This window comes from Vagococcus lutrae (assembly GCF_003987555.1).
Taxonomy (GTDB): domain Bacteria; phylum Bacillota; class Bacilli; order Lactobacillales; family Vagococcaceae; genus Vagococcus_A; species Vagococcus_A lutrae.
On sequence record NZ_NGJW01000004.1, the window covers coordinates 172,778 to 187,886 of the forward strand.

Annotated in this window: 14 protein-coding genes; 3 read left to right on the forward strand and 11 right to left on the reverse strand. The window is 34.5% G+C overall.

The annotated features are described in order from the left end of the window. The first annotated feature begins 59 nt into the window (after nt 1-59). Nucleotides 60-1,655 (forward strand): sensor histidine kinase, encoded by a 1,596-nt coding sequence (locus CBF33_RS04515; RefSeq protein WP_126762002.1) that lies wholly within the window; start codon nt 60-62, stop codon nt 1,653-1,655. Between the two features lie 12 nt (nt 1,656-1,667). Further along, nucleotides 1,668-2,399 carry a response regulator transcription factor gene (locus tag CBF33_RS04520; RefSeq protein ID WP_126762004.1) on the forward strand — a complete coding sequence of 244 codons (732 nt, stop codon included), beginning with the start codon at nt 1,668-1,670 and terminating at the stop codon, nt 2,397-2,399. A 49-nt stretch (nt 2,400-2,448) separates the two neighbouring features. Here the strand turns inward: CBF33_RS04520 and CBF33_RS04525 are convergent, their stop codons facing one another. The 11 genes from CBF33_RS04525 to CBF33_RS04575 form a co-directional block, all read right to left on the reverse strand. Further along, nucleotides 2,449-2,748: a hypothetical protein gene (locus CBF33_RS04525; protein ID WP_126762006.1), complete on the reverse strand. Its 300-nt coding sequence runs from the start codon at nt 2,746-2,748 to the stop codon at nt 2,449-2,451. A gap of 82 nt (nt 2,749-2,830) precedes the next feature. Further along, nucleotides 2,831-4,759, reverse strand: coding sequence for a BglG family transcription antiterminator (locus tag CBF33_RS04530; RefSeq protein WP_170167751.1), 1,929 nt, complete (start codon nt 4,757-4,759; stop codon nt 2,831-2,833). 81 nt (nt 4,760-4,840) lie between these two features. Next, the gene (locus tag CBF33_RS04535) at nt 4,841-6,304 is read right to left on the reverse strand and encodes a glycoside hydrolase family 1 protein (protein WP_126762011.1); all 1,464 of its coding nucleotides are present in this window, start codon (nt 6,302-6,304) and stop codon (nt 4,841-4,843) included. After that, nucleotides 6,294-6,635, reverse strand: coding sequence for a PTS lactose/cellobiose transporter subunit IIA (locus CBF33_RS04540; RefSeq protein ID WP_126762013.1), 342 nt, complete (start codon nt 6,633-6,635; stop codon nt 6,294-6,296). Before CBF33_RS04540 ends, CBF33_RS04535 begins: the two co-directional genes overlap by 11 nt. A 30-nt stretch (nt 6,636-6,665) precedes the next feature. After that, nucleotides 6,666-7,895: a PTS sugar transporter subunit IIC gene (locus CBF33_RS04545; protein WP_126762015.1), complete on the reverse strand. Its 1,230-nt coding sequence runs from the start codon at nt 7,893-7,895 to the stop codon at nt 6,666-6,668. A 14-nt stretch (nt 7,896-7,909) separates the two neighbouring features. Then, complete coding sequence (locus CBF33_RS04550) at nt 7,910-8,218, reverse strand: PTS sugar transporter subunit IIB (protein ID WP_126762017.1); 309 nt, start codon at nt 8,216-8,218, stop codon at nt 7,910-7,912. 112 nt (nt 8,219-8,330) lie between these two features. Beyond that, entirely contained in the window at nt 8,331-8,486 is a 156-nt protein-coding gene (locus CBF33_RS04555; protein WP_126762019.1) for a FeoB-associated Cys-rich membrane protein, read from the reverse strand. An 11-nt stretch (nt 8,487-8,497) separates the two neighbouring features. Then, nucleotides 8,498-10,645: a ferrous iron transport protein B gene (feoB, locus tag CBF33_RS04560; RefSeq protein ID WP_126762021.1), complete on the reverse strand. Its 2,148-nt coding sequence runs from the start codon at nt 10,643-10,645 to the stop codon at nt 8,498-8,500. Nucleotides 10,646-10,648: 3 nt separating this feature from the next. Further along, complete coding sequence (locus CBF33_RS04565; protein WP_126762023.1) at nt 10,649-11,119, reverse strand: FeoA family protein; 471 nt, start codon at nt 11,117-11,119, stop codon at nt 10,649-10,651. Nucleotides 11,120-11,287: 168 nt separating this feature from the next. Beyond that, nucleotides 11,288-12,565 carry a PTS sugar transporter subunit IIC gene (locus tag CBF33_RS04570; RefSeq protein WP_126762026.1) on the reverse strand — a complete coding sequence of 426 codons (1,278 nt, stop codon included), beginning with the start codon at nt 12,563-12,565 and terminating at the stop codon, nt 11,288-11,290. A 20-nt stretch (nt 12,566-12,585) separates the two neighbouring features. Next, complete coding sequence (locus CBF33_RS04575) at nt 12,586-13,485, reverse strand: DUF7916 family protein (protein ID WP_126762028.1); 900 nt, start codon at nt 13,483-13,485, stop codon at nt 12,586-12,588. 207 nt (nt 13,486-13,692) lie between these two features. Here CBF33_RS04575 and CBF33_RS04580 point away from each other — a divergent pair, with 207 nt between their 5' ends. Continuing rightward, nucleotides 13,693-14,871, forward strand: a complete 1,179-nt coding sequence (locus CBF33_RS04580) for an ROK family transcriptional regulator (RefSeq protein ID WP_126762030.1) — start codon at nt 13,693-13,695, stop codon at nt 14,869-14,871. Nucleotides 14,872-15,109 lie beyond the last annotated feature (238 nt).

The following is a 15,109-nucleotide window of genomic DNA, read 5'->3' on the forward strand; positions in this document are numbered from 1 at the left end:
GTCATTTTTTACACAATCCAGTACATTGTTATTATTTTCACTAAAGAAGAAGGGTTCATATGAAAACAATTAAACAAAAAGTCCTATTAAGTTCATCACTTCTATTTTTTGTGTTATTCATTTTATTATTTACTTATGTTCATTTTGAAATGAAGCAATCGATTTTACCGCTCAATCAACGGTTAAGCCAACAAGTCGTCAATGCCAAAAGTAAAGAAGTAAATGATTGGTTCAGTGAACGACTGAGTGAAGTCGCCACGCTCGCTGAATTTGGTAGCCGTCACGATTTATCAACCAGTGATTTTTTTATAGAAACGAAGGCACTGGAACAAAGACAAAAAAAGACGTATGAATCAATTCGATTAGTTGATGATAAAGGAATCTCACATTCCTGGATTACCCCACCATTCAATATCACGGAGCGTCCTTATTATCAAGCTCTATTAGATAACAATAAAAGCTCCTATATTATTAGCAATGCGCTTCATTCAAAAGAAGCAAATCAAGATATCATCATTATCTTATACCGCCTGCCTCAGAAAACATCAGAGCATATTCAATATATTGCAGCTGCGGTGAATATCATACAGATGGAAAAAATGACAGAAGAGTTAAACATCTATGACGGTGTAGGCACTTTAATTAATACTCAATTTAATACTACACTTCCTGCTATTAAAAATGAAAAAAGTGACCTTTTTATCTTTCAATCGCATATCCCTCTCTTACCTAACTGGCAAATCAATTACCAATTAACAGAGAGTGAGTTATTAAAAACAGGATTGCACATGCAAAAAATAATGTTATGGTTATTTATAATCTTAGTCGGAACGATCTTTCTTTTCTTTTTGTTTCAATTAGATATTCTCATCAAACCCATCGAGTCATTGACTGACGTGATGAAGCATATTACCAAACGCGAAACAGCTATACGTTCCACTATTATTAGAGATGATGAAATTGGGATATTGGCCAAGCAGTTTAATCATATGTTGGATGAGCTAGAGGCTAGTCAAAAAGAAAATACGTCGCGAGCTATACGACTATTACAAGAACAAGTAAAACCGCATTTTCTATACAATACGCTCAATACCGTCCAATGGTTAGCTGCTAGTGGTGAACATGAAAAAGTGGAGGAAATGATTCAAGCTCTAAGCGATTACTTTAGAACTGGATTAAATGATGGTCAGGAGTGGTCTACCATTGAAAATGAGTGGCAACATGTCGAGAACTATCTCACTATTCAACGAATTCGTTATGAACAGACTTTTCAATTCCAGGCTTCTATTCCGCAAAAATTGATTGAAACACCTGTCCCTCATTTTATTTTACAACCACTCGTAGAGAATGCCTTGTATCATGGTGTCAGAACTTCTCACTTATCTGAAGCTGATATTTTGCTTGAAATAACAGAAAAAAATAATCAACTACTTATCATGGTTAAAAATACCGGTACACTACCTAGCCAAACTACTGTCGAAAAAATCAATGCCTTTTTTAAACAACCTATTATATGTCGCGACAATGTTGGCTTTGGTCTCTACGGTGTCTACATGCAGCTAGCCTACGCATATGGCGAACAAATTCAGATGCACGCTTCTGTTTCTGACACACACTTTGAAATAAAAATACAACTCCCAAAAAAGATAGGATAGAAAGGACAAAAGATGGAACTATTACTCATTGACGATGAACCTATTTTTAGAAAAGGTCTAGCCAAACTTATTCAAAAAAACACAACCTATATTGAAACAATTTATCAAGCTGATTCTGCCAAAGAAGCACTAAATCAAGTGAAAGAGCATCCCAATGTAACGATTGCATTTGTCGATATCAACCTTCCAGATATAAATGGTTTAGATTTAATTAAACAGTTAAAAACTTTCAATCCTCAAATGTTGCTTGTCGTCATCAGTGGTTATGATGATTTCGCTTATGCTAGACAAGCCATTCAACTAAACGTTTTTGATTATTTATTAAAACCCTTAGCCCCTTCTGATGTCAGGCTTCTTTTACAAAAAATCGAGCAAAAAATCCTTCATCAGACATCGAGTCAAGTTAAAAACGAGCAGTTGTCAGCTTTGTCGGCAGCAACGATTCATATCATCAATGAGCGCTATGCTCAACCTGATTTGACACTGACTTCTGTTGCCGCTCAATTATTTGTCGATACATCTTATTTAAGTAAGCAGTTAAAACGTGATACCGGTAAATCTTTCAATGACTATTTGACCACTTTTCGTATTGAAAAAGCCAAAGAATTACTAACTCAATCAGATTTACACTGGCCTATTCAAGAGATTGGGGAGCGAGTTGGCTATCCCAATCCACATTACTTTAGTCGCATATTTAAACAACATACACAAAAAACTCCCACTGAATACCGACAAATTCGCTAAATAAATAAGCCCCTTATTATTGAATAGAACAATAATAAGGGGCTTACTTTTAAGCTTTAATAATGACAGTTGGGCGACCTTCATCTTGAATATGGATAGCTAGTTCCTCTTCATCATATTTCATATTATCCCAAGTCGTATAATAAATACCCGCTAATCCTAACGATTCAAAATTTTCGATGCCAACACTTTCCCACATAATCGCAAGCGACATACCACGATAATCGCTTAAAAAACTAACAGGAATATCCTCGTCAATTCCTTTTTCTTCTACTAAAACTTTTAACGGCACTTGTGCAAACGGCCCGTGCTTATCTTCTACCTGCTCTTTAAATGTTAAAATATCCATTATTCTCCTCCTTTATACTCGTTAATAGTATAACAGAAGCGTAATCTAAAATAACAGAAAACCAACCCAAATTTTGAGCTTTTTATGAAAACACATCCAATATACACGCGACAAATTCTTTATAATCATTACATGCAATGATTTTCTCTACATTCCTTATATCAGATAATATTTCAATAAAGTTTTGAAAAAAGTCATTGAAGAATCGCTTTTCATTTTCATTCGTAGCAATAAGACATACAATTTTGACATATGATTCTCCCCATTGAATTGGAGCCTCTTTTGCGATTAAAATACTGATGGTTGTTTTATTAGCATTATATTTTAAAGTATGAGGCATAGCAATCATATTATAAAAAGCGGTAGAAGATAATGCCTCTCTCTTGTTTACGGCTTCATAAAAATCGTTCTTCACAATTCTATCTTTTTCAAATTGTGAAACTAAAAATTTCAATGCCTTTTCTCTGTTATCAATTCTCTTACCTGAAAAGAACATTTTTTCGGGTAGATAATTTTCTAAACACTTCCTGAAGTCTTCGATTGATTTCTGATGATTTATTCGATATATTGCTTGCCTTATCAGTTCAAGATCTTTTTGTCTGAGAAAAGGTTTAATCTGTATAATTGGAGTTTTATATTTGACTTCTTTTTCTTCAATAAATATGGTTGATAATATCAAATCGTACTGTTCTAATCCATTTATTAAATAGTCGCTATCCGTTAAAACTTGTACAATTTCAATATCATTTTCAAAATGTTCATTTATTTTCAATATAATTTGCTGATCAATCTGATAATATTTAGGACAAATTAATAAGGTGCGTAGTTTATCAGATACTCCTTTTTGATACTCTAAAGTCGTTCCAACATGAAGAGCAATAAACGCTATTTCATCCTCACTCAACATCGTATTGAAATATTTATTTAGCTCATTTGATATAAAGACAGAAATATCATAAATTAATGGATAGGCATTTTTTATCTCTTTTAACATTGGATTTTTCACATTTTGATTCTTGCTTATCCTAAGAGATAAGTTTTTTAAATGTAGTAAAAATTGGATTTTAAATGGTTCGATATTCAAATCAATGTAATAATAATCATAAACTTGATCCATAATAGTATTTAAAATTTCTATAAATGACGCATCTGCTTCTCTTCTCATATCTTCCATTGTCAATTCATTAAAAGCGTAAGTACTTATATTTCCTAATAATAACATACCAATATATAAAACTTCACTTTCTTGAAGTTTTATTCCTGTCTCAGATAAAATTCTCATCGCAATTTTATTTGCAACATTTATTTCGTCCTGTAATTCGTGGATGTTAGTTTTTTTTAACTCTAAAGAATTCCCTTCTTTTACTCTATATAGAGCAATCATGATATGAAAACTGATATTTTTCAACATGTAACCATTTATGAACTTACCATTTTCTCTTAATTCTTCATCAATTATTTTTTCTATGTCTTGTTGAGATACAGTCAATCCTAAATTAATTTGTTTTTTTGAAAAAAATCCAGATGCGTGTAATTCCTCTCTCATAATAGTCGTCATTAATCGCCTTTTATTTTGTTCACTACCCATTAGTAGTAAGAATCCTTTCCTCCTTACTAGAGTTATTTGATAGTCTTCTAGATAAATGCGAATATCAGCTAATGTTTTAATTAGAGTAAACTCAGAGATAAACAACTCATCTGCTAGCTTTTTTAAATGTATTTCTTCTCTATTATTTGTCAATAGCTTAAAAATGACTAAACGAACTCGATCTTCAATAGATTCTGATATCTGCGTTGGATTATTAATGATATTTTCTTTAATACTTATCTTGTATCCTTCTCTAGAAGACTCTATATAATTCTTTGTTGTAGATGCTTCGTTTATTTTTTTTACATAATTCCTTATCATTCTTTTAGAAACGCCTAATAGTGCTGATAATTCTTGTGATTTTACCCACCTATTTTGTCTTAATAAATAATCGATTAGCAGTTTTTCATTTTCAGAAATCATCATTACCTCCAAAAAAAGAGGACATAAAGTCCTCTCACATTCATTTACAGAACGATTTAAAAACAACAATCATTATACAACTTAATCAATATCAATACCATTTGATTTTATTACTTTTTGATACCAATAGAAACTGTCTTTTTTGTACCTTTTTTTTGTTCCATTCCCGAAATTATCTTGGTCTACATAAATAAATCCATATCGTTTCTCCATTTCAGAAGTTCCAGCACTGATAATATCAATAGGTGCCCAAGGATGATAACCAATCACGTTAACACCATCTCGTATTGCTTCTCTCAACTGTCGGATATGTTCGCGATGATAGGTAATTCGATAGTCATCTTCAACTTGATTGTTATCTCCTAAAGTTTCTCTGACTCCTATACCATTTTCCGCAATCATAATAGGTAAACCTCTGTATCGTGTGTTTAGCTTGTCTAAAGCTATTCTGAGCCCTATTGGATCAATCTGCCATCCCCATTCTGAGGTTGGTAAATATTTATTTCGACTTCTCTCGTCCATATTCCATTCAATTTTATCTAAAATACAACCCATATCTGCACTTCTGACAGTTGTTAAATAATAGCTAATTGCTAAATAGTCAATTGTATTTTCTTTTAATAGTTTTAAATCTTCATCCTCTATTATCAAACTGATATTTTTTTCTTTAAAATATCGTTTCATAAAAGATGAGTACTCTCCAAAAACCATAACATCTGACATATATAATTGTGCGTGTTCATTTTGAATCACTGCCAAATTATCTTCAGGACGTTGACTAGATGGATATGATTGCATTTCATAATTCATCGAACCAATCTTAAACGCTTTGTTAATCTTTTTCCCTTCTTTGACAACCATTGCATTAGCAACTAATTGATGGTGAATACTCTGAAACTTAGCCAACTCTATATCTTCTTCCTCATCTTTTATCAAACCCAATGATAAATAGGCGTCCGTTAACGCAGAATTTATTTGATTAAATACAATCCAGTATTCAACTTTATCTTTATATCTTTCCATTACAACTTTTGCAAAACGAACAAAATAATTTATAACTTCACGGTTTTTCCAACCACCATAGTTTAAAACTAAATTCAATGGCATTTCGTAGTGAGACAATGTAATGACCGGCTTAATTCCTCTTTCTAGACAAGCATCAAAAAGGTCATCATAGAATTTCAAACCTGATTCATTAGGTTCTAATTCATCACCTTCAGGAAAGATTCTTGTCCACGCAATTGATGTACGGAAAGCGTTCATTCCCATCTCTTGAAATAAATCTAAATCACTTTGATAAGTATGATAAAAATCAATACCAAATCTCTTCGGATAAATGTTTTTATTATCAGTTAGACCTTTAGTAATGACTTCTCTACTTTCGAATACCGGTATATCTGTTGACTTCTCTAAGTCTATGAATGGAACAACATCATCTTGCGATACACCTTTGCCTCCGACATCCCAAGCCCCCTCAAATTGGTTAGCTGCAACACCACCACCCCATAAAAAGTTAGTTGGAAAAACGGATTCATTATTTTTCATTCTCTAATCTCTCCAATCTCTTATCAACCTTTTCAAAAATTTCAATCATCTTTTTAGCTATATTCCATTCACTACTAATGGTCATTAAAGTATCTTGGGCGTGTGCGAATAATAAAGAAAATGTTTGTTTCTCTCCACTAGCTTCACTTTGTATGGTCGTTGTTTGAGCTCTATGTGCTAAATTTATTTTCTTTTTAGCTTCAACCAGTTTGTTATCAGCTTCTTGAAAATCGTTATCTCCTATACTGCTTAACGCCTCCATTACTAGCTTTCTAGCATCACCAGCGTGTAAAATAATTGTCATAGAAATTTCATTTATTTTTTCGTCCATTAAATATTCTCCTATCTGTACTACTATCTTTTAATACGTTGCTTCCTCTTTCAATTTTTGAAGGTCATACACTTTGAAAAACGGATACCAAATTATAAATGATAGTACTGTCAAAACTATAAATAACACAACTCCGCGCCAATCTCCATTTACTAAGTAAGTTGAAATAGGATAAGGTAAATACCAAAGTTGAAAGGCTTTATACGGTATTGCAACCCAGCCCGATCTTAAAACAATATATGTAATTAGTGGCATTATTAGACCATTAATCCACATTGGAATCATCAAAATTGGATTGAAAACAATTGGAGCACCAAAAACGATTGGTTCATTTATATTAAATAATGATGGAGCAAATGTTGCCTTTCCTATTGCTTTTAATGTACTTGATTTAGCAAATAATAACAGTATGGCAAGAGGCATTGTATAACCAATACCACCAAAAGCAACCCAACCAGTGTATAGCACTTCTTGAGTATTAATATTAATTGCTTCTGCACCTTTAGCTACTAATGCAGCATTATCTGCAATTCCTTTTACCATGACAGGAAAAATAATTGGATTAAGCACCCACGTACTAATACCAAAAGAATATAAAAATGCCATTAAGAAACAAATAATCACAAATCCTGGTAAACTCTGACCGATTTTTTGTAAAGGTTCAAATATTTTGACGATAATATCAAAAAAGTCAATATTATTAATTAACAATAACCATGCAATGAATAGTAAAATAAAAATTGGAATCAGTGTATCAAACCAAACAATAATAAAATCGGGTAAAGTTGAGTCTTCATTAAAAAATGAAAACCGAGAAGCTGTCGACATTATCAATCCTACAAAAAGTCCAACAACTATCGCTACAAACATCCCTGCTGCACCAAATCGATCAAAATCGAAAGTAATTTGATTTTGTTCATTAATTGTTGGAACAATCAACATTAAGTACATAGTAACGCCTGTTAACCCACTCAATTGCTTTTTGTCATGATATTTTTTCTTTTCTAAGACATTGTACGGAATTAAAAATGAGATAAACAGACCTAGCATACCAAAAGAAAACGAATTAATTAATGACATATCTGGCAGTATCGGTTTTATTTCATTAATTAAAGATACTAACGTTATCAAAGATCCCACCAATATGAATGGTAAAATAGCCATAACTGAATCTTGGATTGAAGCAATCCATACATTCTTGGTTATCTTGTTTACACGAGGAGCAAACTTTGTCTGCATAAACTTCATTACTTTTTGCATCTTAAAAACTCCTTTTATTTATTTTCCAAATCCAAAGCAAAATCAATTGCCTTATTTCCATCTAACGGTCCATAAATATTTTGTGGTATCACAGCGACTTTCATAGGTCTATCTCCTAATTGCGCTTTTATATCTTCTTCCATATAACTTAAATGTGGCCCGATAAGAAGCATATCTGTAGTATCTAAGTGTTCTTCCAATTCTGACTCACTACGTGCTTGAATAGTTATTTCTATCCCTCTTTTCTTCGCTGCTTTACGCATGTTAGCAGCCATAAAACCACTAGAAGCCCCTCCGCCACAAACTAAAAGTATATTTTTCATCATGTTTCCTCCTTTAAACTTTATGTTTTTATTATGACATCGTTTTCATTTGAAGTGAGGTACATTTCTTTCCTCTTAATAGGAAGAAATCATTCAAAAAAAAGCCACCGAATCAATCACTTATGGATTCGGTAGCTTTTACTTTTTTACCCTTTACCGGACATTCAACTCCAGAACAATCACAACTCGATTCTTTCTTTATCCCATATTTATAAATGACAAGCGCCACTGAACTAAAAATAATACTTGCTAAGATTATCGTTCCCATACGTCATCTCCTTACAATACTTGAATCCCTTCGACTACTTCAGTTTTAGACACTGTTGGCTTTCTCACTAATAAATACCCAACAATCATCACGACTAAGACAGCTAAAAATGTTTCTATATTAAACGACGCCTCCTCAATCATCACATGACCAAACTGATACACCACAAAACTTACTAAATATGCTAATCCAGTTTGATATCCAATAGCGAATGTCGTCCATCGCCAATCATTCATCTCACGACGAATAGCTCCTATTGCCGCAAAACAAGGCGCGCAAAGTAGATTAAATAACAAAAATGAATAACCTGCAATCGGAGTAATCTGATTACTTAACAAGGGCCAATATTCTTTCCCTGTTTCAGAAACATTGTTGATTTGACCAAATAACACGCCAAATGTCCCTACAACATTCTCCTTTGCAATCAATCCTGTTATCGTTGCCACAGTCGCTTCCCAACTTCCCCATCCTAATGGTTTAAAAACAGGCGCGATACTGCGTCCCATAGTAGCTAATAAACTATTACTTGTTTCAACCATTTGTCCTTGATAGTCAAATGAAGATAAAAACCAAATAATGACCGAGCTAGCAAAAATCACTGTTCCAGCCTTTTTCACGAAAGATTTTGACCGCTCCCATGTTTGTCTCACGCTATTTTGAACGCGTGGCCAATGGTAATCAGGTAACTCCATAATAAAAGGTGCTGTATCCCCTTGAAATAATCGTGTTTTCTTCAAGATAATTCCTGACAATACGATAGCAGCCATGCCAACAAAATAAGCTGACGGAGCGACCCACGTTTGATGTGGGAAAAAAGCACCTGTAATTAGACCGATGATCGGTAACTTTGCAGAACACGGCATAAAAGTCGTTGTCATAATCGTCATTTTTCGGTCACGTTCATTTTCAATCGTTCGACAAGCCATAATCCCCGGTACTCCACAACCTGTTGAAACAAGCATCGGAATAAAGGACTTACCAGAAAGACCAAAACGACGAAAAAAGCGGTCCATCACAAAAGCAATGCGTGACATATAACCACAGTCTTCTAAAAATGATAAGCATAAAAATAACACCATTAACTGTGGTAAGAATCCTAACACAGCACCAACTCCAGCAATAATTCCCTCTAATATAAGCGCTTGTAGCCAAGGAGCAATCTTCCACACTGTTAATATATGCTCAACTGTCTGAGGAACCCAGTTTCCAAATAAAACATCATTTACCCAATCCGTCCCAAACGTTCCCACTGTTTGAATAGACAAATAATAAACTAACCACATAACCCCTGCAAAAATTGGAAAGGCGAGCCAACGATTAGTAACAACACGATCTACGTAATCACTGACTGAAAATTGATTGGAATTTTTCTGCACGCTACATAACGCGACGACTTTACTAATAAAGGCATAACGTTCGTTAATGATAATACTCTCACTGTCTTCTTTGAATATTTTCTCCGTTATTGTAATGATTTCTTCAAGTTCTGCTCTCGTACTTTCAGATAAATCTATTTGTTTTAATACCTGTTGGTCACGTTCAAAAAACTTAATACTGTACCATCTTTTTTGTGATGACGTTATCGTATCTGGAAGTATTGACGCTATTTCTTCCAAAGCAACTTCCAAACGGTTATCATATAATGGATAACTTGGTGCTTGGTTGCCATTCTTTAAGAGTTGCTCAAGATTATGAAGACTTTCGCTCACCCCTTTGTTTTTAATAACGCTCATTTTAATCACCGGCACACCTAAAGCATAAGCTAGTTTATCTGTATGAATTATGCTTCCTTGTTTCTCCAACACATCCATCATATTCAATGCAACTATCATGGGAATACCAAGTTCTAGTAACTGTGTCGTTAAATAAAGATGTCGTTCTAAATTACTGGCATCGATAATATTTAACAAAGCATCTGGCCGTTGCTCTATTAAATAATCTCGTGCCACGACCTCTTCTGGTGTATAAGGTGATAGAGAATAAATACCAGGCAAATCTTGGACGAGTAAATCAGAGTGTTGTTTGATTTGTCCTTCCTTTTTTTCTACCGTAACCCCTGGCCAGTTACCTACTGATTGATTAGCGCCTGTCAAAGCGTTAAACAAACTTGTCTTCCCACTATTAGGATTTCCAACCAGCGCCATCGTCTTTTTCTTCATATCCTACACCTCTTTTACGATAATTAACGCCGCCTCTGCCTTGCGTAGACTTAAATCATAACCACGAAGGTTTATTTCAATCGGATCTCCTAAAGGGGCAAAACTTTTTATTTTTAGGGCTGTGCCTTTTGTCATACCCATATCCATTAATCGACGTTTAACTGCGCCTTCAACCGAAAAATCAACAACTTGAACTATTTTTCCTATCTCAATATCTGATAGTTTTTTCAGGTGACCTGTCTCTTCTATATCTGCTTCACAGACCCGAATATCTGCTGCCAAATCTTGATCCAAGCCAATCTTTGTCCCTTTAAACGACAGGATAAGCGGTTGTGTCACATCATTTTTTAAAACAATCACCGGTGTTCCAACTCTCAGACCTAAATGACGTAAGTGCCGTTGATAATGACGTGCCCCTTCAAATGAAACAAACTCATACACGTGATTAAGACGACACTCTGTAAGCTTTATCATACATACTCCTTTACAAATTTAATCTTTCACATGATTAATGATATTGATAATCATTCTCAATATCTATATCTTACACCGTCAGTAATCAGTCGTCAATCATAAATTGTGATAAAACAAACAAAAAAACCTTTCGCAGAACGAAAGGTTTTCAGTGACTTCGTCTAAAAACTAATGACCTAATTCTTCTTGTTTAAAACGTTTTTCAACAGCTAAAAAGAACGGTAAGTAAAGCAACACATCTAATACAATTAATACGATTTGTAAAAGAGAACCACGCACGCTTCCAGTTGTTAGGAATCCACTAATAATTGGTGGCATCGTCCAAGTCGCAACCGTTCGTGTTAAAGGAACAAGACCTGTTGACATCGCAAAGTAAGCAACTACAACATTCACAATAGGTGCGACAATAAACGGTAATAATAACATAACATTAAGAACGACCGGTAAACCAAACATCGTAGGTTCATTAATATTAAAAAGACCAGGCACAACGGTAATAGGCGCTAACACTTTTGTTTGTTGACTTGTTTTCTTTTTACGTGCTAGATAACCTAGTACAAGCACTAGACCAATCGTTGCACCACCGCCACCAATATAGATAAAGTTGTCCATAAAAGCAACTGTAAAGATATGTGGTAATTCTAGCCCAGCTTGATAAGCTTCACGGTTTGCATCTAAATTAGCAATCCATACTGGCTGCATAACAGAGTTAACGACATTCCCACCATGTATTCCCACAAACCAGAATAAACTATTCAAGGCTACAACAATAATCGTTCCAAAGACATTACTTCCTAACAACCCTAATGGTTTCCCTAAAACAACCTGTGCAACATCATGTAAATTCGGTAAAGAAAAGGCATCAAGCAGACCAAAAACGATCAACCAAAATGTGATTAACACGGCACCTGGAATAATCGCACTGAAACTTTTTGAAACAGCTGACGGAACAGTTTCTGGGAGTTTGATTCGAATATCACGGTTAATAAACCATTGATAAACATATCCATTTATCAATCCTAAAATAATAGCAATAAACAATCCTTTAGCTGCCATATAACCAGCCGGCATGCCGGCCCCTGCATCAGATGTCACAAACGGGGTCACCGTAATAAAAGTAGACAGTGACACAATCCCAGAAGAGATACCGTCAACTCCGTATTGATTGGTTAGACTATAAGCAATACCGAAACTGGCAATTAGTCCGATCAAACCAAAGCTACTATCGACACCCTTCCATAAATATCCAGCTACCCCAACTTTACCTAACCAATCTTCCCAACCAGGTACAGGAAAACTTGCAATCACCATAAACAGTGACCCAATAATGATGAGAGGCATTGCAAGAGTTATCCCATCACGGATGGCAATAAGTGCTTTATTCGCACTTAGCTTACTCGCTACTGGCAACATCTTTTCTTCTAAAAACTGATTAATTCTATCCATTTTATACTCCTCCTTTTTTATTAACGATTAATAGATCGAGCCATCATCGATGCTGTGTGTCGCATACCACGAATCGCCTTACTCATAGCAAAAATGTTTTCAACAGGTGCTAGGCCAGCATAACCAGCGTCACCGATATGTTGAATATCTGCACCACAAATTTTATTTTCAATAGCAATATGTTCTAACGTCGACGGATTTGCGCTTTCTTGACTCGTTCCGATCGCGGTTAACACTAATGTATTTTTTTCATGAGCACGACGAATAATAGGTTTTAAATCCTCTTTATCAAAACCAGGTACCGTTCCTACAGCCGGCACTAAAATAATATCCGCTCCTGCTTCAATAAACGCATCCACTGTTGCTTCATCGATAATCTTCTCACTCGCACCTGCACCATGCATTTTTCCCGCAATAATCAAACCTGAGAAATGTTCCCGTGCCACTTCAACCGTTTTGATGATTTCTTTATTACTGACACCAGTACCTGGATTACCTGTGAAACAGACAAAATCGACTTTTAATTCTTCAATTTGTTTTATCGTTGTTAAACTCGCTTTACGCCCCTCAGCAATTTCTAAGCGACTTTCTACCATGGCTGCTTCTTCATCAACTGGCTCCAAGTTCACACCTACCGGGCGTCCTACTAGCTTATGCAGAGTTTCGACGAACGTTCCCTCTTCTTTAGGAAGTCCTCCAATTTCAGGTTGCATGACATCAATACCATTTAATAAAATCATATCCGCCCCAAAAGCACGTGCTAATTCCGCATTTGTAATATCATCCACAAAAGGCTCACGAAACACCACACTTTCTGACATAATCACACGGCCCTCACTTGCCAAAATGCTTTGCTTTAATTCCTCACGTGACATATTGAGAATTTCTGAAGCATTCGCACTAATTAATCGTTTCCCCATAATACCCTCCTATTTAATTATAAAAAATAAATATAAATAATATATAAGCGTTATCATTTCTTTATTTATTTCTTTTTTATTATCATTAAGGCTATAATAAATAATTTTTTGTTATTTGTCAACTAATAAATAACAAAATATTCTATTTTTTATTTATAAAAAATAATCAATATGCTATACTTGAATAACTAGAGATGGAGGGATTATATGAAACTTACAAAAATCCAAAAAGAAAGACGCTTGAAAGTCCTAGAGGTTCTCTATAATAAATCACCTATTTCACGGATTGATATCGCAAAAGAAACAGGCATCACCCCTGCCACAATTAGTGACATTACCGGACAATTAATAGAAGAAAAACTGATTCATGAATTAGGAGAAGAAAGTGACTCCAATAAATCAGGACGAAAAAAAATCTTACTCACTATTTCCAATCAGCACAGTTTTTATATGGGCATCGAACTTTCTGAAAAATTCTTTTCTTTTGCTCTTTGCGACAATAACGGTCATTTACAAGAACAAAAAGTGATTGAGCCAACGCGTCTTGAGAAAAATAATCTAAATGATATCTTTTATCAACATTTTCAAGACTTTTTGAAACAATGCTCTCCTTATCAACCAGTTGCACTTGGTATCGCACTTCCAGGACATTTCCAAGCAGAACTAAAAAAAATACAGACAAATAATCCTTTTTGGAAAGATTTTAGTTTTGATAAGGTATTCGAACTGTTTAACAACCCTATTTACTTTAGTAATAACGTTGAATGTCTAGCAATTTCAGAACGTCTATTTAATCCGCGAGTGAAGCTGGAAAACTTTTCAATCTTACATGTTGGACGCGGTATGTTTTGTTCCAGTATTTATAACGGAAAACTATATGGGAATGAAAATATTCTTGTCGGAGAAGTCGGACATATCGTGGTACATCCAGACGGGGAACTCTGTGAATGTGGAAAACGTGGTTGCTTGCAAACCTATGCAAGTGAGGCATGGATTATCAAAAAGTCGGAAATTCTATATAACAATTCAGAAACTACTTACTTAAGACAACTATGTCCCATCAACGAAAAACTATCAGTTGATACCATTTTAAACGCTTATCAACTAGGTGATGAGGGCGTCATTAACATTTTACATAACGCGATCAAATATTTAGCCATTACGATTAATAATATTGCTATGATGATTGATACCCATCATATTATTATTCATGGACAACTATTCGATGAACCACAATTGTTTACTCTTTTAAAAGAACAGGTAGAAAAAAATATCATCCTACTTTCTTCTGTTTCTAAACAAAAATTATCACTCAAACCTTATCATCCGACTAACGGAGCCATTGCTGCGTGCGGTTTATGCGTCGAACAAACACTATTGAGATAGAATACAAAAAGACTGTTGAAGATAAAACTTCAACAGTTTTTTGTCGTGCTAAAAGCAACTGATAAAAGAGGCTCTATAATTTAAAGGACTGATGAATCAAAAAATGATTCATCAGCCCTTTTTTAATTTTCTTAATTTTAGGTATTAAAAAGCATACCGTTCTCCTATATGATTAATTTACGACAAAAAACCAAACGGGAGGCGATATGCTCATGTCTAATGATATCAAAAAATTACT

Excerpts from the sequence above, each read along its gene's own strand:
- CBF33_RS04555 (WP_126762019.1), bottom strand. The coding sequence starts at position 8,486 with ATGGGAACGATAATCTTAGCAAGTATTATTTTTAGTTCAGTGGCGCTT.
- feoB (WP_126762021.1), bottom strand. The coding sequence starts at position 10,645 with ATGAAGAAAAAGACGATGGCGCTGGTTGGAAATCCTAATAGTGGGAAG.
- CBF33_RS04565 (WP_126762023.1), bottom strand. The coding sequence starts at position 11,119 with ATGATAAAGCTTACAGAGTGTCGTCTTAATCACGTGTATGAGTTTGTT.
- CBF33_RS04520 (WP_126762004.1), top strand. The coding sequence starts at position 1,668 with ATGGAACTATTACTCATTGACGATGAACCTATTTTTAGAAAAGGTCTA.
- CBF33_RS04545 (WP_126762015.1), bottom strand. The coding sequence starts at position 7,895 with ATGCAAAAAGTAATGAAGTTTATGCAGACAAAGTTTGCTCCTCGTGTA.
- CBF33_RS04540 (WP_126762013.1), bottom strand. The coding sequence starts at position 6,635 with ATGGACGAAAAAATAAATGAAATTTCTATGACAATTATTTTACACGCT.
- CBF33_RS04575 (WP_126762028.1), bottom strand. The coding sequence starts at position 13,485 with ATGGGGAAACGATTAATTAGTGCGAATGCTTCAGAAATTCTCAATATG.
- CBF33_RS04525 (WP_126762006.1), bottom strand. The coding sequence starts at position 2,748 with ATGGATATTTTAACATTTAAAGAGCAGGTAGAAGATAAGCACGGGCCG.
- CBF33_RS04570 (WP_126762026.1), bottom strand. The coding sequence starts at position 12,565 with ATGGATAGAATTAATCAGTTTTTAGAAGAAAAGATGTTGCCAGTAGCG.
- CBF33_RS04550 (WP_126762017.1), bottom strand. The coding sequence starts at position 8,218 with ATGAAAAATATACTTTTAGTTTGTGGCGGAGGGGCTTCTAGTGGTTTT.
- CBF33_RS04535 (WP_126762011.1), bottom strand. The coding sequence starts at position 6,304 with ATGAAAAATAATGAATCCGTTTTTCCAACTAACTTTTTATGGGGTGGT.
- CBF33_RS04515 (WP_126762002.1), top strand. The coding sequence starts at position 60 with ATGAAAACAATTAAACAAAAAGTCCTATTAAGTTCATCACTTCTATTT.
- CBF33_RS04580 (WP_126762030.1), top strand. The coding sequence starts at position 13,693 with ATGAAACTTACAAAAATCCAAAAAGAAAGACGCTTGAAAGTCCTAGAG.
- CBF33_RS04530 (WP_170167751.1), bottom strand. The coding sequence starts at position 4,759 with ATGATTTCTGAAAATGAAAAACTGCTAATCGATTATTTATTAAGACAA.